The 19,205-nt window shown below is 72.4% G+C and carries 16 protein-coding genes; 10 read left to right on the forward strand and 6 right to left on the reverse strand.

From position 1 onward, the window contains the following. The first annotated feature begins 87 nt into the window (after positions 1 to 87). Positions 88 to 1,083 carry a phosphotransferase gene (locus tag JUB10_RS01015; protein WP_207453428.1) on the forward strand — a complete coding sequence of 332 codons (996 nt, stop codon included), beginning with the start codon at positions 88 to 90 and terminating at the stop codon, positions 1,081 to 1,083. A 358-nt stretch (positions 1,084 to 1,441) separates the two neighbouring features. Here the strand turns inward: JUB10_RS01015 and JUB10_RS01020 are convergent, their stop codons facing one another. Beyond that, complete coding sequence (locus JUB10_RS01020) at positions 1,442 to 4,621, reverse strand: ATP-dependent helicase (protein WP_207453430.1); 3,180 nt, start codon at positions 4,619 to 4,621, stop codon at positions 1,442 to 1,444. Beyond that, a complete protein-coding gene (locus tag JUB10_RS01025; protein ID WP_207453436.1) occupies positions 4,618 to 7,701 on the reverse strand; it encodes an ATP-dependent helicase in 3,084 nt (1,027 codons plus the stop codon). Before JUB10_RS01025 ends, JUB10_RS01020 begins: the two co-directional genes overlap by 4 nt. A 125-nt stretch (positions 7,702 to 7,826) precedes the next feature. Here JUB10_RS01025 and JUB10_RS01030 point away from each other — a divergent pair, with 125 nt between their 5' ends. Genes JUB10_RS01030 through JUB10_RS01040 form a run of 3 tightly spaced genes read left to right on the forward strand, consistent with a single transcriptional unit; the run spans position 7,827 to position 8,603 of the window. After that, positions 7,827 to 8,051 carry a DUF3107 domain-containing protein gene (locus JUB10_RS01030; RefSeq protein WP_207453437.1) on the forward strand — a complete coding sequence of 75 codons (225 nt, stop codon included), beginning with the start codon at positions 7,827 to 7,829 and terminating at the stop codon, positions 8,049 to 8,051. 7 nt (positions 8,052 to 8,058) lie between these two features. Then, positions 8,059 to 8,343, forward strand: a complete 285-nt coding sequence (locus JUB10_RS01035; protein ID WP_242682008.1) for a hypothetical protein — start codon at positions 8,059 to 8,061, stop codon at positions 8,341 to 8,343. Positions 8,344 to 8,402: 59 nt separating this feature from the next. Then, complete coding sequence (locus JUB10_RS01040) at positions 8,403 to 8,603, forward strand: hypothetical protein (RefSeq protein ID WP_207453439.1); 201 nt, start codon at positions 8,403 to 8,405, stop codon at positions 8,601 to 8,603. Positions 8,604 to 8,614: 11 nt separating this feature from the next. Here JUB10_RS01040 and JUB10_RS01045 read toward each other — a convergent pair whose 3' ends face one another. Then, a complete protein-coding gene (locus JUB10_RS01045; protein WP_242682064.1) occupies positions 8,615 to 9,229 on the reverse strand; it encodes a ferritin-like fold-containing protein in 615 nt (204 codons plus the stop codon). Between the two features lie 210 nt (positions 9,230 to 9,439). On the opposite strand from JUB10_RS01045, the gene JUB10_RS01050 reads away from it, so the two are divergent. After that, positions 9,440 to 10,900: a DEAD/DEAH box helicase gene (locus tag JUB10_RS01050; RefSeq protein WP_207453442.1), complete on the forward strand. Its 1,461-nt coding sequence runs from the start codon at positions 9,440 to 9,442 to the stop codon at positions 10,898 to 10,900. Positions 10,901 to 10,981: 81 nt separating this feature from the next. Here the strand turns inward: JUB10_RS01050 and JUB10_RS01055 are convergent, their stop codons facing one another. After that, on the reverse strand, positions 10,982 to 11,851 hold the full coding sequence (locus JUB10_RS01055) for a PHP domain-containing protein (protein ID WP_207453444.1): 870 nt from the start codon (positions 11,849 to 11,851) through the stop codon (positions 10,982 to 10,984). A 40-nt stretch (positions 11,852 to 11,891) separates the two neighbouring features. Next, complete coding sequence (locus JUB10_RS01060; RefSeq protein ID WP_207453446.1) at positions 11,892 to 12,662, reverse strand: cutinase family protein; 771 nt, start codon at positions 12,660 to 12,662, stop codon at positions 11,892 to 11,894. A 283-nt stretch (positions 12,663 to 12,945) separates the two neighbouring features. Between JUB10_RS01060 and JUB10_RS01065 the strand changes: the two genes are divergently transcribed. After that, positions 12,946 to 14,415, forward strand: a complete 1,470-nt coding sequence (locus JUB10_RS01065; RefSeq protein ID WP_207453448.1) for an aminopeptidase P family protein — start codon at positions 12,946 to 12,948, stop codon at positions 14,413 to 14,415. 69 nt (positions 14,416 to 14,484) lie between these two features. Here the strand turns inward: JUB10_RS01065 and JUB10_RS01070 are convergent, their stop codons facing one another. Further along, positions 14,485 to 15,000, reverse strand: a complete 516-nt coding sequence (locus tag JUB10_RS01070; RefSeq protein ID WP_207453450.1) for a general stress protein — start codon at positions 14,998 to 15,000, stop codon at positions 14,485 to 14,487. Positions 15,001 to 15,036: 36 nt separating this feature from the next. Here JUB10_RS01070 and JUB10_RS01075 point away from each other — a divergent pair, with 36 nt between their 5' ends. The 4 genes from JUB10_RS01075 (at position 15,037) to JUB10_RS01090 (ending at position 19,201) form a co-directional block, all read left to right on the forward strand. Beyond that, positions 15,037 to 16,350, forward strand: a complete 1,314-nt coding sequence (locus tag JUB10_RS01075) for a magnesium transporter MgtE N-terminal domain-containing protein (protein ID WP_207453451.1) — start codon at positions 15,037 to 15,039, stop codon at positions 16,348 to 16,350. Further along, positions 16,334 to 16,876 (forward strand): DUF1003 domain-containing protein, encoded by a 543-nt coding sequence (locus tag JUB10_RS01080; RefSeq protein ID WP_207453453.1) that lies wholly within the window; start codon positions 16,334 to 16,336, stop codon positions 16,874 to 16,876. The genes JUB10_RS01075 and JUB10_RS01080 overlap by 17 nt, the downstream gene beginning before the upstream one ends. Next, positions 16,873 to 17,979, forward strand: coding sequence for an Mrp/NBP35 family ATP-binding protein (locus tag JUB10_RS01085; protein ID WP_207453455.1), 1,107 nt, complete (start codon positions 16,873 to 16,875; stop codon positions 17,977 to 17,979). The genes JUB10_RS01080 and JUB10_RS01085 overlap by 4 nt, the downstream gene beginning before the upstream one ends. Before the next feature lie 310 nt (positions 17,980 to 18,289). Further along, the gene (locus JUB10_RS01090; protein WP_207453457.1) at positions 18,290 to 19,201 is read left to right on the forward strand and encodes a LysR family transcriptional regulator; all 912 of its coding nucleotides are present in this window, start codon (positions 18,290 to 18,292) and stop codon (positions 19,199 to 19,201) included. Positions 19,202 to 19,205 lie beyond the last annotated feature (4 nt).

The raw sequence follows: 19,205 nt of genomic DNA on the forward strand, positions 1-19,205 counted from the left end.
GGAGGTGAAGGAGGGCATGAGGTCCGATCGAGGCGTCAGCGCGTGGCGGGCCCGTCGAGAGCGGGCCTCCGACCTACCCTGAGGGGCATGGCTGGAACGCATCTCACTCTAGCCGCGCTGGCTACGGCGGCCGTGCCCGGACTGGACGTCGTGAGCGCGAGCACCTACAGCGACGGCGGCGAGGGGTCCTACGACTCCTCGCTCCTCGCCCTGCGCGACGGCAAGCACCTGCTGGTGCGGGTCCCGCGCTCCGACGAGGCGTTCTCCGACCAGTCGGCCGACCTCGTCGGCCTTCGGGCGCTGAGCACCGGCATCCGGGCCCGGCTGCCGTTCAACGTGCCGACCTACGTCGGTCAGGCGCCGTCGGCGTCGCGTCGCGCAGTCGTCTACGAGTACGTGTTCGGGCAGAAGCTGTCGCTGCACGACCTCGCGCCCGGCGCGCAGATCACGTCGTCGGTCGGCAAGGCCATCGCCGCGATCCACCAGCTGCCGACGAGCTTCATCGCCGACGCCGGGCTGCCCGTGCAGTCGGCCGTCGAGACGCTGCGCGAGAGCATCCAGATCATCGACCGCGCCGCCTCGACGGGGCTCGTGCCCGTCGCACTCGTCGACCGCTGGCGCGCCGCCACCGAGGACCCGCAGCTCTGGCAGTTCAACCCCACCGTCACCAACGGGGCGCTGACGGCAGACTCGTTCCTCGTCGACGACGGCGTCGTCACCGGCGTGATCGGCTGGCAGGAGCTCAAGGTGTCCGACCCCGCGCGCGACCTGTTCTGGGTCGTCGGCGCCGGACGCGACTCCGCGGATGCCGCGATCGACGCGTACCTCAACACCCGCGGCGCCGCGGACCGGCAGATCCGCCAGCGCGCGATCCTCTACTCCGAGCTCGAGCTCGCCCGCTGGCTGCTGCACGGCACCGACACCCGCGACGCGGAGATCGTCGACGACGCGGTCGGCATGCTGCACGGCCTGGTCGACGAGGTGGGCACGGATGTCACGAGCCAGCTCGGCGCACAGCACATGCCGGTGCTCGCGGTGGACGAGGTCGAGGAGCTGCTCGAGCGCACCGAGCGCCGGCGGTAGGGGTAGCGCGGCTGCGGCTGATCCGGTCGCCTCCGGTGATCCAGCCGCTGAACTGTGATCTCGGCCGCTGAAGCGTGATCTCAGCCGCTGAAGCATGGTCTCGGCCGTTGAAGCGCACCTAAGGGAGGAGATTCCGCCCCTTCCGGTCGATTTCCGACCGGGAACGCCGATTTCTCCTCCGTTAGCGCCCGCTCAGCACGGTCCGACGCGGGTGAAGCCCCGCGTGCGACGAGCACGAGCCCGCCGCGGGGACTTCTCCTCCGTTAGCGCCCGCTCAGCACGGTCCGACGTGCGTGAAGCACCGCGTGCGACGAGCACGAGCCCGCCGACGTGGGCCGGCCGTCGCTGCTTGAGCCGCTCAGCCGCCGACGGCAGCGCGCCACAGTTCGACGAGCTCGTCCTCGTCGAAGACCCGCTCCGGCCGGATGACCCGGTCGTCCGCGACGTAGTAGAACACCGCGTCGATGAGGTCGGGGTCGATGCCGTGGCGGCGGGCGTAGGCGAGCCGGTAGAGCGCGAGCTGCAGCTGCCGCTCCTCGAGCTCCTCCGCGCTGCGCGGCGCCTTGCCCGTCTTCCAGTCGACGATCTGGTACCGCCCGTCGCGCAGGTACACCGCGTCGATCTTGCAGACGACCACCTGGCCGTCGAGCACGAGCTGGATCTCCTGCTCGACGTCGACCGGGGCGAGGTCGGCCCACTCGGAGCGCTCGAAGATCGCCTTGAGAGCGTCGAGCCCCGCGTCATCCGTCGCCAGGTCGACGTCGAGTTCGGCGGGCGCGGCGTCGAGCAGGTCGCCGGAGCCGGCGACGCCGGAGCGCGCCTCGACCCAGGAGTGGAAGAGGGTGCCGAGCCGCGTCGCGCGGTAGGGGCGCTCCGGCATCGGACGGCGGAGCTCGCGGGCGACCCGGGCCGGGTCCGCGACGTAGTCCTTGAAGCGCGAGGCGGGCACGCGGCTCGGCAGGGTGACGCCCTCGCTGCCCTCGAGCCGGCGGCGGCGCTCGGCCAGCAGGAGGTCGAGCGACCGCTGCCAGGCGCCGGCGTGACCGGGCTCCGCGCGGCGCACGAGTTCGGCGGCCGCCTCGACCGCCGGTCGGCGCGTGCCGAGCGGGTCGCGCGGCCAGAGGAACGTCAGCGTCTCCCCCGCGAGCGGGTTCTCCTCGTGCTCGCTCGCCTCGGGCAGCGGTGCGACGACGCCGGCGTCCGCGAGCTCGACGAGGAAGCGGCTCGCGCAGCGGGCGCGGGTCTGGGTGGCCCAGAAGCTGCCCGTGACGAGCAGCCGGTGGCGGGCGCGGGTGACGGCGACGTAGGCCAGCCGGCGCTCCTCGAGCACGCTGCGCTCGGCGACGGCGGCCTTGAACCGCTTGATCGCGTCGACGACGTCCTTGCGCGTCTCGGCGGTCTCCCACGCGAGCGCCGGCAGGTCGGCGGCGTCTCCGCGGAACGCGTACGGCAAAGCGCCGAAGGAGAGCCAGCCGACGAAGCCCTCGCGGGGCTTGCCGGGGAGCTCGTCCTCGACCAGGCGCGGCACGGCGACGAAGTCCCACTCGAGGCCCTTCGACCCGTGGATCGTCAGCAGCTGCACGGTGCCCGCCTCGGGCTCCTCGGCGCGCGGGGCGATGTCGTCGCGCTTCGCCGCCTCGTCGAGCCAGGAGAGGAACCCGCCGAGCGTCGCGACGTCGGCGACGGAGAGGTAGCTCTCGAGGGCGTCGAAGAGCGCCTCGGCCGGCGCCGGGCCCTGCACGCGCGCGTCGTTCGCAAGCACCTCGACGTCGAGCAGCAGCGCCTGCTGCACCGCGGTGACGAGGTCGACGAGGTCGAGCGAGGGCAGCGCCCGGAGCGACGCGAACAGCCGTCCGGCCTCGCGCACGCGCTCGACCCCGGCCGGGCTCAGGTTCTCGAGCTGGCCGTGGTCGGCGGGGGCGGTCGCCACGAAGTCGACGGCGTCGACGATCGAGGAGTCCTCCGCGTCGTCGAAGGAGCCGCGCAGGGCGTCCTTCACGCCGTCCTCGAGGGGACGGTAGGCGTAGTCGCGCTCGCGCAGCCAGTGCGCGATCCGCTTGAGCCCGTCGAGGTCGCGCACGCCGAGCCGCCAGCGCGACCCGCCGAGCAGCCGCACGAGCTGCGAGCCCGCGGTCGGATCGTCGAGCACGGTCAGCGCGCAGACGAGGTCGGCGACCTCGGGCTCCTCGAGCAGCGCGCCGAGCCCGAGCACGTGGAAGGGCACGTCGTGCCGCCGCAGCGCGTCGATGAAGAACCGCATGGTCTTGCGGGTGCGGAAGAGGATGGCGGCGGAGGGCTGCTCGGCGGCGCCGCGATGCGGGTCGAGCCCTGCCTTGAGCCAGCGCGCGGTGGCATCCGCCTCGTCCTCGACCGTCTCGGGGAACAGCGAGTCGACCGGCAGGTCGGTCGCGACCGGCGACGGGTGCAGCTGCTCGACGGGCACGCTCGTCGTCGCGGTGAGCGGTGCGACGAGCACGTTCGCGGCCTCGAGGATGCGGTGCCCGTTGCGCCACGAGGTGCTGAGCGCGAAGGTGCGCTCGGCGCCGAACGTGCGGGCGAAGTCGTCGAGGTTCGACGCGCTCGCGCCGCGCCACCCGTAGATGGACTGGTGCGGGTCGCCGACGGCCATGACGGGCGTACCCGCGAAGAGGCGCGACAGCAGGCGGGTCTGCACGACGGAGGTGTCCTGGTACTCGTCGAGGAGCACGACGCGGTAGCGGTCGCGCAGCTCCTCCGCGACGCGCGGCGAGGCCTCGGCCACCTCGAGCGCGAGCGCCACCTGGTCGGAGTACTCGACGAAGCTTCGTTCCTGCTTCGCCTGGGCGAAGCGCTCGGCGAGATCGAGCAGCACGGGCAGTGCCGCGACGCGCGCCACCGTGTCGTCGACGTCGGCGTAGGCGCCCTTGCCGCCGTTCGGCCGCTCGGCGACGCGGGCGAAGTCCTCGGCGAAGGAGCGCACGGCCGCGGCATCCGCGACGTGCTCGCTGAGCGACGACGAGAGCGAGAGCACCGCCGCGGTCACCTGGTCGATGGACTTGCCGAGCCCGGGCAGACGCGGATCGTCGGAGCGCAGCACGATCGAGCGCGCGAGCTGCCAGGCGGATGCCTCCGACAGCACGACCCCGTCGCTCTCCCGGCCGAGCAGCACGGCGTGCTCGCCGTAGACCGAGTTCGCGAACGAGTTGTACGTCGCGACGGTCGGCACCTCGAACGGGTCGGGCTCGCCCGGCATCAGGCCCGCCTGCTCGAGCTGGAGCATGCGCTTGCGGATGCGGGTGGAGAGCTCGCTCGCGGCCTTGCGGGTGAACGTGAGCCCGAGGATCTGGCTCGGCCGTACGAGTCCGTTCGCGAGCAACCACAGCACCCGGGCTGCCATGGTCTCGGTCTTGCCGCTGCCGGCGCCGGCCACGACGAGCGCGGGCGCGAGTTCCGACTCGATCACCGCGCGCTGCTGCTCGGTGGGCGGCGGCTGCCCGAGCTTCTCGGCGATCTCGCGGGCACCGATCGTCGCCGTGGGCGGAAGAAGGAGGTCGGTCATTCGGTCACCGCCCTCACCGTGTGCAGTCGGATGCTCGAGTTCTTGAAGTCCCACACGTCCACCTCGCTCAGGCAGTCGAAGCCCGCGGCCGCCATGCTCCGCGCGGCGGTGCGGAGCCGCTCGCGGAAGCGTTCGAGCTGCTCCTCGTCGAGCGGCGCCTGCTCGCCCTTGCGGTAGCGCCTGCCGTCCTTGCCCTTCTTCACGTAGAGCAGCGCCGCCCCGCCCGGGCGGTGCTCGCCCTCGAGCCCCCCGATGAGGCCCTCCGCGTAGGCGAGCTGGTAGGCGCTCAGCTGGGCGTGCTCGTCGATCTCGGCCTGCTTCGTGATCGGCGAGCCGGTCTTGAGGTCGACGATCGTGACGGCGCCGTCGGCGGACTGTTCGACGCGGTCGATCTTGCCGCGCACCCGCACCCGGCCGACCTCGAGCTCGAACGCGCCCTCAGCCGCGACGAGGCGGGCGCCGCTCCGCTCGAAGTCGCGCAGGTACTCCCCGACCGCGCCGAGCAGCACTCGCGCGGCGTCGCGCTCGCGTTCGGCGAGCCACGGCGACTCGAAGACGAGCTCGGACCAGCGAGACTCGAGGGCTGCCTCGAGCGCGGCGTCGCTCGGGTCGGTCGCGGTCTCCATCACCCAGTGCACGATGGTGCCGAGGCTCATCGACGTCGACGACGGGGCGCCGGCGACGCGGTCGAGGAACCACGCGAACGGCGACTGCTCGAACTGCTCGAGCTTCGAGGGCGAGATCGAGACCCGCACCTCGGGGTCGTCGAGGTCGAACAGCGGCGCCTCGGTCGACACCGGCAGCAGGCCGTGCCACTCCGCCGGGTCGGCCCCTGGCACCTGCTCGGCGGCGAGCTGGGCGAGACCGGAGGCGGCCTCGGCCGCGGAGGCGGGGCCGGCGGTCGCGGCGATGCGGCGCAGGCGACCGGTCAGCCCGCGCAGGGTCAGCGGGAACTCCGAGAGCGGCTCGCGCGGGGCATCCGGGGCGAAGGAGAGGAACACGCTCGGCGCCTCGTCGTCGTTGGCGACGGACGCCAGCACGAGCTTCGAGGACGCCCGCGACACCGCGAGCGCGAACATGCGCAGCTCGTCGGAGAGCACCTGTCGCCGCTTGTCGACGACGGCCGTGTCACCGGATGCCGCGCGCACGAGCTCCTGCGGCGCGAGCAGCGAGCCGCGCAGCCGGAGGTTCGGCCACACGCCCTCCTGCAGCCCCGCGACGACGACGGTGTCGAACTCGAGGCCGATCGCCCCGGCCGGGGTGGTCAGGTAGACCGCGTCGCCGGCGGCGCGTGGCGACAGCGTGTCCTCGGGCACGTCGGCGGAGAGGACGTCGTCGAGGAAGAGGCCCGGCCCGTCGCCGGGGCGGCGCTCGGCGAAGCGGCGTGCCGCGGTGAAGAGGGCGACGACGCCGTCGAGGTTGCGGTTCGCGTCCTCGGCGGCGACGCCGGCGGAGAGCGCCTGATCGCCCCAGCTGCGGGCGAGGCCGCTGCGCTCCCATGCGTGCCAGAGCAGCTCCTCGATCGTCGCGCCGCTGTCGGCCATGCCGCGCAGGGCGTGGAGCGTCTCGGCCAGCCGCGCGGCGCGGCGCCCGATGCGGTGGTCGATCGTCGCGAACCGGCTCGGCGCGGAGAGCGCCTCGACCAGCAGGGCGCCGCTCGCGCGGCCTCCGCCGCCCGCGAGCTCCTCGGCCCGCAGCGCGAGCCGCAGTCGGCGGAGCGCGAGGCGGTCGAAGCCGCCGTAGGGAGAGGTGAGCAGCTCGACGGCGACCTCGTCGGTCAGCGGGGTGCGCCCGATGCCGACGTCGACCACGCGCAGCAGGCCGCGCACGGCGGCGTCGTCGCGCAACGGAGCGCCGGCGAGCGTGGTGCGCGTCGGCACCTCGGCGTGCGAGAGCGCGCGGGCGATCGCGGGCAGCAGGGCGCCCGACCGGGCGATGACCGCCATGCGTCCCCACGGCACGTCCTGCTCGACGTGCCGCTCGCGCAGCAGCCGCGCGATGGTCGTGTACTGCCGCCCGGCGGTCGGCGCCTCGATGACGCTCACCGACCCCGGGCGGTCGACGGCAGTCGCGGACCGCTGCAGACCGGCGGCGGCGGTGCCGATCCTGGCGGTCACGGCGGAGATGAGGGCGCGCAGCTCGGGGCCGTGCCGGTGCACGGTGGCGAGCCGCAGCGACGTCATGCGGATGCCGAGCAGGGCGGGCATCCGGCCGAGGGCGTCGCTCTCGGCCCCGCGGAACGAGTTCGCGGCGACGTCGGGGTCGCCCGCGGCGACGACGGTGACGCCCCGCGCCGCGAGCGCACGGACGAGCCCGAGGATCGACTCGGTGGCCTCCTGCGCGTCGTCGAGCACGAGCAGCCGGAACGGCGGGTCGTAGCGGCCCTCGGCGACCTCGGTCGTCGCGAAGGCGAGCAGCTCGGCGGGATCGAGGGCGGACTCGCGCACCTGGTCGACGAGCGCCGTGTACTCGGCGAGGAAGTCCGCGGCGGCGGCCCACTCGGGCCGGTCGTGGACGCGGGCGAGTCGGCGCATCTCGGGCAGCGAGACGCCGTACTCCGTGGCGCGCATCGCGAGCTCGCGGAGCTCCGTGCGGAAGGTGCGCAGCGCGCGTACGTCGGGCCCGAGGTGCTCCGGCCAGGCCGGCCCGGTGCCGTCCTCGACGTGGCCCGCGAGCAGCTCGCGCACGATCGCGTCCTGCTCGCCGCCGGTCAGGAGCTTCGGCGGCTCCACGTGCTCGGCGACGGCCGCGCGGCGGAGCACCTGGAACGCGAGCGACGAGGGGGTGCGGGCGAACGGGCCGCTCGTGGCGACACCCACGCGCAGCGCAAGCACGTCGCGCAGCCGGGTCGCCGCGGCGCGGGTCGGGGAGAGCACGAGCACCTCGTCAGGCGAGAAGCCGCGCTCGTTGACGCGGTCGGCGACGAGTTCGACGAGCGTCGTCGTCTTGCCCGTGCCGGGAGCTCCCAGCACGACCGCGCTCTCGTCGTCGGCGAGGGCGAGCACCGCCCGCTGGCTGTCGTCGAGCGCGACCGGATGCACCGCGGCATCCGCCCCCCGCTTCAGTCCCAGAACCGCCACGCGAGCACGGTAGTCGACCCCGGCGACATCGCCCGTCGGGCCCTCCGGCACGCGCCGGACGCGCCCTGTCTGCCCCTGGCGAACGACCGCCGGCGGGTGCTACCCGGTGGCCTATTCTTGCGAACGTGGACATTCGCATCGGCATCACCAACAGCCCCCGTGAGATCAGCTTCGAGTCGTCGCAGACCGCGGCCGAGGTCGAGAGCATCGTGACGGCGGCGCTCGATGCCGACAGCAAGTTCATCAAGCTGACCGACAACAAGGGCAAGCTCTACATCGTGCCCGCCACGTCGTTCGCCTACATCGAGGTCGGGTCGGAGAGCACGCGCCGCGTCGGCTTCGTCGCCTGACATGGAGATGCTCTTCGCGGTCCTCGGCGGGACCGCACTCGGGCTCCTGGTGCGCTACCTCGTACCGGGGCGTGAGACCCACGGCGTGCTCGTGCTCCCCGGCGTCGGCGCGATCGTGGCCGCCGTCGTCTGGGCCGCGCTGACCTGGCTCGGGCTGCCGTTCGACGGCGGCTGGATCTGGGTCGCGACGCTCGCCGCCGCCGGCGCCGCCGCCGTCGTGGTGGCGCTGCTGCTCCCCCGCTCCCGCCGGGTCAAGGACGAGGAGCTCTTCGAGCGCCTGCAGAAGGCCTGAGGACGGTTCCGACCCGTCACGCGCAGCTTCTCAGCAGGACCCCGCGTCACCATGAGGGTATGCAGGCCGAGCCGCGCGTGAGGATGATCGTCGTCTTCGGCGTCATCCTGTGCGTCGTCGGCGTCGTGCAGCTGGGCCTCGAGGTGCTGCGGCTGGTCGGGGTCTTCGACTCCGAGTTCCAGCTCGTGGGGGTCTTCGCCGGCCTCGCGCTCGTCATCATCGGCCTGCTCGTGCTGCTCGCGGCCGACCGCCGGCCCTGACGGGGCGGCGACTACGCGGTGAGGCCGAGGGCGTCCATGCGCCGGGTGTGGCCGGCGATGAGCTCCGTGAACACGGGCTCCAGCCGCTCCTCGCTCGGCGCGGCATCCGTCGACGTCAGCGCGGCGCGGGCGAGCAGCAGGGTGTCGCCGACCAGGCGGCGCCCCCACAGGGCGAGCCGCGACCCCAGCAGGGGGTTCTGCTCGATCGCCCGGCGGAGCTCGTCGACCACGAGCTCGAGCCCGGAGTCGAGATCCAGGATGTCGCGCACTCGCTCCAGCTCGTCACGGCCGAGCCCGACGGCGAGCTGCTCGAAGAACTCCTCCAGCAGTCCGACCGTGACGTAGTGCGTGACGAGCACCTCGTACCAGTCGTTGCCCCGGGTCTCGTAGCGGAACAGGTCCACGCCCGCGGCGAAGGGCTGCATGAGCGCGGGAGCGTCGTCGCCGCGGCGCTCGATCTCCTCGACGAAGCGGCGGTGCTTCTCGAGCGCGAGGCCCGCGACCCGCGACATCCGCTCCTTCGCATCGAGCGTCGGGGCGAAGGAAAGGGCCTGCGAGACGGATTCGAAGAACGAGAGATGCAGATATGCGGCGTGACCCAGGTACGCTGGCGGCGCCGGCGTCATCTCCGACAGGTCGACCTTGTTCAGAGGAACCAGGGGGTCGCGCCGGGGCCGCAGCCTCAAGGAGTGAGCGGGCCTGCGCCTCCACGGGAACCAGCTCACCACGGCGCCAAGTCTAGGGCGCTCTTTCCGCCGCGATTCACCTTCCGGAGCCCGCCGACGGGCCCGCCGGTAGAATGTGGGCGGCTTTCTACTACACAGACAGGCATTTCATTGACTTTCTCCGACCTCGGGATCGACCAGGACATGGTCGACGCTCTGGCGGCCAAGGGCATCATCGAGCCCTTCCCCATCCAGAGCCAGACGATCCCGCTCGCCCTCAGCGGCCAGGACATCATCGGCCAGGCCAAGACCGGCACCGGTAAGACCTTCGGCTTCGGCCTCCCCCTCGTGCAGCGTCTCGGCGCCGACCCCGAGCCCGGGGTGCAGGCGCTCGTCGTGGTCCCCACCCGCGAGCTCGCGGTGCAGGTGACCGAGGACCTCGAGCTGGCCACCCGCAACCGGCCCACCAAGATCGTCTCCATCTACGGCGGCAAGGCGTACGAGGGGCAGGTCGAGCAGCTCAAGGCCGGCGCCCAGATCGTCGTCGGCACCCCCGGTCGTCTCCTCGACCTCGCCGGGCAGCGCCTGCTCTCGCTCGCGAACGTGCGCATCATGGTGCTCGACGAGGCCGACAAGATGCTCGACCTCGGCTTCCTGCCCGACGTCGAGAAGCTGTTCGCGCAGACGCCGGCGACCCGGCACACGATGCTCTTCTCCGCGACGATGCCCGGCCCGGTCATCGCGCTGGCCCGCCGGTTCATGAACCGCCCGGTGCACATCCGCGCGAGCGACCCCGACGAGGGGCTCACGCAGGCCAACATCAAGCACCTCATCTACCGGGCGCACGCGCTCGACAAGGACGAGGTCGTCGCCCGCATCCTGCAGGCGGAGGGCCGCGGCCGCACCGTCATCTTCACGCGCACCAAGCGCGCGGCCTCGAAGCTGACCGAGGAGCTGCAGGACCGCGGCTTCAACGCCGGCGCCGTCCACGGCGACATGAGCCAGGAGGCCCGCGAGAAGTCGATGGCCCGGTTCAAGGCCGGCAAGATCGACGTGCTCGTGGCGACGGATGTCGCCGCGCGCGGCATCGACGTCACCGACGTCACCCACGTGATCAACCACACGATCCCCGAGGACGAGAAGACCTACCTGCACCGCGCCGGCCGCACCGGCCGCGCGGGCAAGACCGGCATCTCGGTGACCTTCGTCGACTGGGACGACCTGCACAAGTGGTCGCTGATCAACCGCGCGCTCGACTTCGGCCAGCCCGAGCCGACCGAGACCTACTCCTCGTCGCCGCACCTCTACGCCGACCTCGGCATCCCCGAGGGCGCGAAGGGCCGCCTCAAGGCCACGACGCGTTCGGAGCAGTCCGCGACCTCGCGCCCGCCCCGCTCGGAGAGCTCGCGTCCGCCGCGCGCCGAGAGCGAGGGCTCGTCGGACGGGCGCCGTCGTCGTCGCACCCGCTCCGGCAACGGTTCCTCGGGCGCCGACACCGAGGCGCAGACGACGGATGCCTCGCCCGAGTCGGCTCCCGTCGAGGGTGGTGGCGAGGGCGGTCAGCCGCGTCGCCGCAACCGCTCGCGTCGCCGCCGCTCCGGCTCGGCCGCGCCGGCGACGCCGTCGGAGTAACCACCAGCTGCACGAAGCGGGGCTCGTCCAAGGACGGGCCCCGCTTTTCGCGTTCCTGGGCGACGTGATCCGCCGGAGTGGCTACTCCGTCGCCGCGCGCGGCTCCGAGCGGAAGGGCGCCGTGCCCGTCGCGCGGTCGACGATGCGCTCGAGCATCTCCTGGGTTGTCGAGTTCTCGCCGAGCCGGTTCGGCTTCCCCGTGCCGTGGTAGTCGCTCGAGCCCGTCGTGATGAGCCCGTAGCGGTCGGCGAGTCGCTGCAGCCGCTCGCGCTGCTCCGGCGGGTTGTCGCGGTGGTGCAGCTCGAAGCCCGCGAGCCCGGCGTCGACGAGCTGCGACACGACGTCATCCGTCAGCACGCGTGCTGCCCCCGCCGCGCCCGGGTGCGCGATGACGGCGACTCCCCCGGCCTCGGTGATGAGCCGCACGCCGGTCAGCGGCGTCGGGGCGTAGTGCGGCCGGTAGTAGCCGCCGCGCCAGTGCAGGATCGTCGCGAACGCCGCGCTGCGGTCGGTCACGATGCCCCGTGCCACGAGCGCGTCGGCGATGTGCGGACGACCGACGGTGGTGCCGCGCGCCTGCTCGAGCACGTCGTCCCAGGCCAGGTCGTAGTCGGCCGAGATGCGGCGCACCATGCTCTCGGCGCGGGTGAGCCGCTCCTTGCGGACGCGCGCGGTCTCCTCCATGAGGGCGGCGTTCGTCGGGTCGAAGAGGTAGGCGAGCACGTGCACACTCGCGTAGTCGAGCTGGGTCGACATCTCCATGCCGGGCACGAGCGTGAGCCCGGTGCCGGATGCCGCGGTGATCGCCTCGTCCCAGCCGGCCGTGGAGTCGTGGTCGGTGATCGCGACGGCCGACAGCCCCGCGGCATCCGCGGCGGCGATCAGCTCGGCGGGCGTCTCGGTGCCGTCCGACACGCTGGAGTGCGCGTGGAGATCGATCGGACCGGGCATCGCCCCAGTCTAGGTTCGCGGGCCGCGTGCGGCCGGGACCTCAGTCCTCGTCGTCGACCGCCCAGGAGCGCAGGAAGTTCCAGACCTCGCTCGAGACCACGGTGGCGTAGGAGCCGTGGATGGCGTCGGCGTCGAAGCCCGTGCCGCTCGAGCAGAACCGGTCGCCCGTGAGGCACCAGGAGCGCACGATCGAGGCCTGGCCGCCGACGGAGCCGTTCCGCGTCCAGGAGTCGAACGCTCCGGCGGCCCTGACGAACCAGCCGCTGCGCGCCGTCGTGTCGCCGGAGGCGTTCCACGGCTCGCCCGTGCGGTACGACGGGTCGGCGAGGAGCGCGACGCCGATGATGCGCTCCCGCACGCCGTCGGGCAGCGGCTCGACGTTCGTGCCGGCCAGCAGGTCGCCGATCGCCTGAGCCCCCTGGGAGTAGCCGGCGAGCGCGATCTCCGAGAGCGGGCACTCCTCGATCGTGTCGAGGATGGTCTCGCGCAGGTTGTCGGTGCCCGTGCGGAGGCTCGTGAAGTAGGTGCCGCCGAGCGAGTAGGCGATCGCCGGGTAGTCGACGGTGCGGGTCCAGACCGAGAGCTGACGGTCGGCGCGGGCGACCGCCTGCAGGCCCGCCATGGTGGTGCCCGTCGGGGCGTTGTCCTCCGCGGTTCCGCGGAGCGTGATGAGCACGACGTCGGCGTCGCACATCGAGAACGAGCGGTACGCGTTGGCGGGCTGCACGCCCACGAGCAGCGAAAAGAGCACGCCGAGGATCGCGCTCAGTGCGCTCATCGTCGTCAGGCGCCGCGACATAGGCGTGGCCATCCTGGTCACGCTCCATCGCTCGCGCCCGAGTGCGGGTAGGCGTGACAGGATCTGCCCCTTGCTCTCGTCTGCTGGTGATGACCTTGGCAGAACCGGTGACCCCCTAACTAGTGCCATTCGGCGTGTCGCATCCGGTGTTTGGGGAAGTGAGCGTTGCTCAGAATCGCCCTCGTTCGGGGGCCGGGGAACACTCGGCCCGTGATCAGGATTTTCACGTTCCGTTGGTCCTTATTGCACTCGGTGCACGCAAGACAGGCGCCTTCGGAGCGGGCAGACTAGAGACATGGCAGAGCAGAACGCGACCGCTCCCCGGGCGACCTCGAACCGGTCCACGACCCCCGGCTCGGACCGTTTCAAGGAGTACATCTCCACTGGTTGGGCCGAGCGGCAGCAGACCGTGCCCTCACGCCGCCCGGCCGCCGACCGCGCCGCCGGCCGCCGCGCGGCGATCGCGGCACTGCACCCCGGAGCCCGCCTCATCGTGCCCGCCGGCACCGCGAAGGTGCGCTCGAACGACACGGACTACCCGTTCCGGGCGCACTCCGCGTTCTCGCACCTCACCGGCTGGGGCTCCGACGCCGTGCCCGGCAGCGTGCTCGTCATCGAGGCCGACGGCGCCTCGACCCTCTACTTCCGCGAGGCCGCCGGACGCGACTCCGACGAGTTCTACGCGAACCCCGAGATCGGCGAGTTCTGGACCGGCCCGCGCCCCTCGCTCGCGCACGTCGCGGCCGACCTCGGCCTCGACACCGCTGGCCTCGCGGCCTTCGCCGAGGTGCTCGACCGCGTCGACGCGTCGACCCTCGTCGTCCGCGACGCCGACCGCGACATCACCGACCGCATCGACGGCCGCCGCCTCGCCGCCGCCGAAGGGGTCGCGGATGTCTCGCGCGACGGCGACGCCGCCCTCGCCCGCGACCTCAGCGAGCTGCGGCTCGTGAAGGACGACTACGAGATCGGCGAGATGCGCGCCGCCGTGGATGCCACGAAGCAGGGCTTCGACGACGTGATCGCCGACCTCCCGGCGATCACCGCTCACCGCCGCGGCGAGCGCCTCGTCGAGGGCACGTTCAACCGGCGCGCCCGCGCCGAGGGCAACACCGTCGGCTACGACACGATCGCGGCATCCGGCCCGCACGCCTGCATCCTGCACTGGACCCGCAACGACGGCCCCGTCGCCGACGGCGACCTCATCCTCATCGACGCAGGCATCGAGCTCGAGAGCCTCTACACCGCCGACATCACCCGCACTCTGCCCGTGAGCGGCACCTTCACCGAGGTGCAGCGCCGCGTGTACGAGGCCGTGCTCGAGGCCGCGGATGCCGCGTTCGCCATCGTGCGTCCTGGCATCCGCTTCCGCGAGATCCACCAGACCGCGATGCGGGTCATCGCCGAGCGGACGGCCGAGTGGGGCCTGCTGCCCGTGACCGCCGAGGAGTCGCTCGACCCCGACCACCAGTACCACCGGCGGTACATGGTGCACGGCACGAGCCACCACCTCGGCCTCGACGTGCACGACTGCGCCCAGGCGCGCCGCGAGCTCTACCTCGACGGCGTGCTCGAGCCCGGCATGGTCTTCACGATCGAGCCCGGTCTGTACTTCCAGCCCGACGACCTGACCGTGCCCGAGGAGTACCGGGGCATCGGCGTGCGCATCGAGGACGACATCCTCGTGACCGCCGACGGCGCTGAGAACCTCTCGGTCGGCATCCCGCGCACGGCGGACGACGTGGAGGCGTGGCTGCGCCGCTGACGCGACGTCCGGCGCAGGTCACGACGCGTGCGGCCGTGTGTGAGCCGCCGCGGCCCTACGCGCGTCGAGTCAGGCGCGCGGCGACTGCTCCTCCGCCCCGCTCCCACCGCCGTTCAGCGCGTTCTGCGCGCGGGCGGTGAGCTGCGGGTTCACGATCACCTGGTAGTTCGACGACACGACCTGGGTCAACGACGTGAAGTCGTGCCGGCGCCGGTTCACGGCGTACGTGGCGAGCCCGAACAGCATCCCGAAGCCCGCACCGATGAGCGCGGCAGCGCCGATCAGCAGCAGGTTCGCCGTCGGCGAGAACAGCACGAGCAGGAACCCGAAGAAGAGGCCGAACCACGCGCCGCTCGCGGCGCCCGCTGCGGCCGACCGGCCGTAGGTCATCCGGCCGGTCACCCGCTCGACGGTCTTGAGGTCGTTGCCCACGATGGCGACCTGGTCCACGGGGAACTCGGCCTTGGCGAGCCGGTTCACGACCTCCTGCGCCTCCGGGTAGCTCTCGTACGTGCCGAGCACGTCTCCCCGGGGAACGACGGGCGTCTGACGGGGCCGGCGGCCGAACGGGGAGGGGCTGGTCATAAGGGGATTCTGACAGCGCGGCGGTAGGTTAGTCCTGTGAGCGCCTCCCGAGTCTTCGTAGCCAGACTGGCCGGCGTCTCGGTCTTTGACCCCGCCGGCGACCGCGTCGGACGCGTGCGCGACGTGCTCGTCGTGTACCGCAAGCGGCAGTCCCCGCAGGTCGTCGGGCTCGTCGTCGAGGTGCCCGGCAAGCGCCGCGTCTTCGTGTCGATCGGGCGCGTCACCTCCATCGGCGGCGGCCAGATCATCACGACCGGGCTCATCAACCTTCGCCGCTTCGAGCAGCGCGGCGGCGAGGTGCGCCTCATCGCCGAGATGCTCGGCCGCACCGTGACGCTCAAGGACAACCGGCAGGGCGTCATCGAGGACGTCTCCATCGCCGACACCGGCCAGGGCGAGTGGGAGGTCTCGCAGCTGTTCGTGCGGCTGCCGAAGACGAGCCCCTCCCCCTTCGCCAAGGCGCCGACCGTGCTCGTCAACTGGGGCGACGTCAAGGAGGGCGACACCGAGGAGGCGCAGTCCGCCGAGCAGGTCATCGCCGCCTACTCCGACCTCCTCCCCGCCGACCTCGCCAACACGCTCCGCGAGCTGCCGCAGGAGCGGATGATCGAGGTGCTCGGCGAGCTGCCCGACGATCGCCTCGCGGACGTGCTCGAGGAAATGCCGGAGTCCGAGAGCGTCGGCATCCTCAGCGCCCTCGACGACCACCGCGCCGCCGAGGTGCTCGACCAGATGCAGCCCGACGACGCCGCCGACCTCATCGGTCAGCTGCCCGCCGAGCGCACCGAGGCGCTGCTGCAGCTCATGCAGCCCGACGAGGCCGAGGACGTCCGCTTCCTCCTCGACTTCGCCCCCGACACCGCCGGTGGTCTCATGACGACCGAGCCGATCATCGTGTCCGCGGATGCCACGGTGGCCGAGGGTCTCGCCCTGATCCGCCGTCACGAGCTGGCGCCCGCGCTCGGGGCATCCGTCTGCGTCACGCTGCCGCCCTACGAGGCGCCGACCGGACGGTTCCTCGGGGTCGTGCACTTCCAGCGGATGCTGCGCTATCCGCCGAGCGAGCGGCTCGGCACCCTGCTCGATCAGACGCTCGAGCCGGTGCTCGTCACCGAGAGCGCCGCCGAGGTGTCCCGTCGCCTCGCGAGCTACAACCTCGTCTCGCTCCCCGTCATCGACGAGAGCCATCGTCTGGTCGGGGTGGTGACCATCGACGACGTCCTCGACTATCTGCTGCCCGACGACTGGCGAAGTAGCGACGACCACGACCAACCCGCGAGACCGCGCGCGACCGCGCGCAGACAGGCCGTGATCACAGGAAGGAGGGGCGTCAGTGGCTCGCGAACCTAAGAACGTCACATCGCTCGACGCTCCCAAGGGCATCCGCCGTCGGCGGGTGCTCCCTCTTCGTGGCAGCGACGGCGACCGCTTCGGCCGCTTCACCGAGTGGGTCGCCCGCGCGATGGGCACGCCGTGGTTCCTGCTCGGCCTCACCCTGTTCTGCATCGCGTGGATCGTCTACAACACGACCGCGCCGCTCAGCTGGCGCTTCGACTCCTCCGACAACGGCTTCACCGCGCTGACGCTCATCCTGTCGCTCCAGGCGTCGTACGCCGCCCCGCTGATCCTGCTCGCGCAGAACCGCCAGGACGACCGAGACCGCGTGCAGATCGAGCAGGACCGCCAGCGCGCCGAGCGCAACCTCGCCGACACCGAGTACCTCGCCCGCGAGGTCGTCGCCCTGCGCCTCGCGCTCACCGACGTCGCGAGCAAGGACTTCATCCGCGCCGAGCTGCGCTCGCTGCTCGAGGACCTCGATCGCGACCGGTCCGGCGACGACACCGAGAGCCGCACCGCGCCGGTCCGCCGCTCGTGAGCACCGCCGACCGCGTCCGCGGCGCGCTCAGCCGCGTGCTCGACCCGGAGATCCGCAAGCCGGTCACCGAGCTCGACATGATCGGCGACGTCGAGGTGACGGATGCCGGCGAGGCGCGCGTGCCGCTGAAGCTCACGATCGTGGGCTGCCCGGCCGCGGACGCAATCGAGCGCGGGGTGCGCGAGGCCGCGGCATCCGTGCCGGGCATCACGGCGGTCGACGTCGCGGTGTCGGTCATGACCCCGCAGGAGCGGAAGGCGCTGACCGAGAAGCTGCGGGGATCCGCGGCGAAGCGCGGCGTGCAGTTCACGGCCGACTCGCTGACCCGCGTCGTCGCCGTCACGAGCGGCAAGGGCGGCGTCGGCAAGTCCACCGTCACGGCGAATCTCGCGGTCGCGCTCGCCCGGCGCGGGCTGCGGGTCGGCCTCGTCGACGCGGACGTGCACGGGTTCTCGATCCCCGGCCTGCTCGGCATCGAGGGGGCGAAGCCGACCCAGGTCGGCGACATGATCCTGCCGCCGGTCGCGCACGACGTGAAGGTCATCTCGATCGGGATGTTCGTGGACGCCTCTTCGACGGCCGTCTCCTGGCGCGGGCCGATGCTGCACCGCACGATCGCCCAGTTCCTCACCGACGTGTACTTCGGCGACCTCGACGTGCTGCTGCTCGACCTGCCGCCCGGTACCGGCGACGTCGCCATCTCGGTCGGGCAGCTGCTCCCCCACGCCGAGGTGCTCGTCGTCACGACGCCGCAGTCGGCCGCCGCGGATGTCGCCGAGCGCAGCGCCGTCGTGGCGCGGCAGACCGGGCAGACGGTCGTCGGCGTGGTCGAGAACATGGCGGGGCTCGTGCAGCCGGACGGCTCCGTGCTCGAACTGTTCGGCTCGGGCGGCGGCGCGGAGCTCGCCCGACGGCTCAAGGTGCCGCTGCTCGCGTCGGTGCCGCTGAGCGTCGCGCTGCGCGTCGGCGGCGACGCGGGAGCCCCGGTGGTGCTCGCCGATCCCGCGGACCCGGCCGCCGTAGCGATCGACGCCGTGGCCGAGCGGCTCGTCGCGCGCGGGCGCGGGCTCGCGGGGCGGAAGCTGACGCTCTCGCCGGGCTGATCGGAGGCCGACGCGAGGGCCGCTGAGCGGCGAGCGACGGATCCACCGCACGCGGGCAAAGAAAAAGCGCCGGCCCTTCCGGGACCGGCGCGTTCCTCTGGTGCTGCTTACGCGCGGCGCGTCGGCACGGGGCCGTAGCCGTCGCGGACGGTCTCGACGACCGTCGCGCCGACACCGACGAGAGCGAGGCCGGCGATCGCGGCCAGGACGATGAACTCCATGACTCCTCCTTCAGATGCGATGCAATCTCACTATTCGTAACGCTTTAGCACAAGCGAATGTTCCTTGAGCGGGGCTGTAGAATCGCTTCATGGATGTGCGCCGCCTCGAACTGCTCCGCGAACTCGCCGAACGGGGCAGCATCACCGACGTCGCCCGCGCCACCAACCGCACGGCGTCGGCCGTGTCGCAGCAGCTGAAGGTGCTCGAGCGCGAGGCCGGGGTGCCGCTCACGGAGCGGCACGGCCGCGGCATCCGCCTCACCGGTGCTGGCAGGGCGCTCGCGACGACCGCGACCGAGGTCGCCGTCGCGATCGAGAAGGCGCAGTCCACCTGGAAGGAGTTCACCGAGCAGCCGCAGGGCACGGTGACGCTCACGGTGTTCCAGACCGCGGGCGAGATGCTGCTGCCGGGGCTGCTGTCCGAGCTCGCGGACGCCCCGGGCCTCTCCGTGCGCGTCTCGAGCGTCGACCCGGTGCTGCCGGACTTCGCCGACCTCACCCGCGACTACGACGTCGTGGTCGCGGATGCCCCCGGCATCCTGCCCTCATGGAACGAGCGCGGTCTCGTCACCGTGCCGCTCATGAAGGAGCCCCTCGACATCGCCCTGCCGGAGAATCACCGGCTCGCGGGCAAGCGCACCCTCTCCCCCTCCGACCTCGCCGACGAGACGTGGATCGGCGTGCCGATCGACTTCCCCTACGACCGCCTGCTGCGCCAGATCGAGATCGCCGGAGGCTTCAGCGCCAACATCTCCCAGCGCATCGGCGACAACGGCATCGTCGAGTCGCTCGTGTCCGCCGGGCACGGCATCGCGATCCTGCCGCGCTTCACCACGCGCGACCGGGAGAACGGTCTCGTGACCCGGCCGATCTCCGGCGTCAAGACGGAGCGTCAGCTCACCGCTCTGGTGCGGCCCGACCGCGCGGTGCGGCCGTCGGTGCGGCTCGTCGTCGACGCGCTGCAGCGGGAGTCGCAGCGGTTCGCCGCCGCTCACCGCTGAGCGG

It is taken from the genome of Desertivibrio insolitus (assembly GCF_017355965.1).
Classification (GTDB): domain Bacteria; phylum Actinomycetota; class Actinomycetes; order Actinomycetales; family Microbacteriaceae; genus JAFIQW01.

Coding starts and splice junctions, on each gene's coding strand:
- JUB10_RS01065 (WP_207453448.1), top strand. CDS start 12,946: ATGGCAGAGCAGAACGCGACCGCTCCCCGGGCGACCTCGAACCGGTCC.
- JUB10_RS01040 (WP_207453439.1), top strand. CDS start 8,403: ATGCAGGCCGAGCCGCGCGTGAGGATGATCGTCGTCTTCGGCGTCATC.
- JUB10_RS01045 (WP_242682064.1), bottom strand. CDS start 9,229: ATGACGCCGGCGCCGCCAGCGTACCTGGGTCACGCCGCATATCTGCAT.
- JUB10_RS01060 (WP_207453446.1), bottom strand. CDS start 12,662: ATGGCCACGCCTATGTCGCGGCGCCTGACGACGATGAGCGCACTGAGC.
- JUB10_RS01090 (WP_207453457.1), top strand. CDS start 18,290: ATGGATGTGCGCCGCCTCGAACTGCTCCGCGAACTCGCCGAACGGGGC.
- JUB10_RS01015 (WP_207453428.1), top strand. CDS start 88: ATGGCTGGAACGCATCTCACTCTAGCCGCGCTGGCTACGGCGGCCGTG.
- JUB10_RS01020 (WP_207453430.1), bottom strand. CDS start 4,621: ATGACCGACCTCCTTCTTCCGCCCACGGCGACGATCGGTGCCCGCGAG.
- JUB10_RS01035 (WP_242682008.1), top strand. CDS start 8,059: ATGCTCTTCGCGGTCCTCGGCGGGACCGCACTCGGGCTCCTGGTGCGC.
- JUB10_RS01070 (WP_207453450.1), bottom strand. CDS start 15,000: ATGACCAGCCCCTCCCCGTTCGGCCGCCGGCCCCGTCAGACGCCCGTC.
- JUB10_RS01055 (WP_207453444.1), bottom strand. CDS start 11,851: ATGCCCGGTCCGATCGATCTCCACGCGCACTCCAGCGTGTCGGACGGC.